Origin of the sequence: Pseudomonas sp. PDM32, from assembly GCF_019219225.1 — a bacterium.
Classification (GTDB): domain Bacteria; phylum Pseudomonadota; class Gammaproteobacteria; order Pseudomonadales; family Pseudomonadaceae; genus Aquipseudomonas; species Aquipseudomonas laurylsulfatiphila.
Map to the genome: position 1 here is coordinate 1 of NZ_JAHUWE010000037.1, position 676 is coordinate 676.

General features: G+C 63.0%; 1 protein-coding gene. It reads right to left on the reverse strand.

The features are described 5' to 3' along the window. On the reverse strand, positions 1-676 hold a 676-nt coding region (locus tag KW846_RS29680; RefSeq protein ID WP_218486459.1), incomplete at both ends, for an immunoglobulin-like domain-containing protein.

The following is a 676-nucleotide window of genomic DNA, read 5'->3' on the forward strand; positions in this document are numbered from 1 at the left end:
TTGCCGCTGTCCAACGTCACGGTGACCGGACCGTTCTGCGCGGTGACCGGTTTGCCCTGGGCATCGGTCAGCGTGGCGGTGTAGGTGATGGTGCCGTTCTCGTCGACGCTCGGCGTCGCGGTCAGGGTCACGGTGGTGGTGTCGTTGACGTCATTGACCGTGGTGGTCACTGGCGTTGTGTTTGGCGACACCAATTCCAGGTTGCCACCCACCGCGTCCTTGATGGATTCAGTGACGGTGGTTGGGCCTTGGTAGACGTCGTTGCCGACGGTGACCGGCAGGCTACCGGAGCTCTGGCCTTCGGCGATGGTGATGACCTTGCCGCTGTCCAACGTCACGGTCACTGGGCCGTTTTGTGCGGTCACTGGCTTGCCTTGGGCATCGGTCAGCGTGGCGGTGTAGGTGATGGTGCCGTTCTCGTCCACGCTCGGCGTCGCGGTCAAGGTCACGGTGGTGGTGTCGTTGACGTCGGTAACCGTGGTGCTGACCGGAGTCTTGATCGGGTTGATGGACTCGAGGTTGCCACCCACCGCGTCCTTGATGGATTCGGTGACGGTGGTTGGACCGGTGTAGACGTCGTTGCCGACAGTGACCGGCAGGCTACCGGAGCTCTGACCTTCGGCAATGGTGATGACCTTGCCGCTGTCCAACGTCACGGTGACCGGACCGTTCTGCG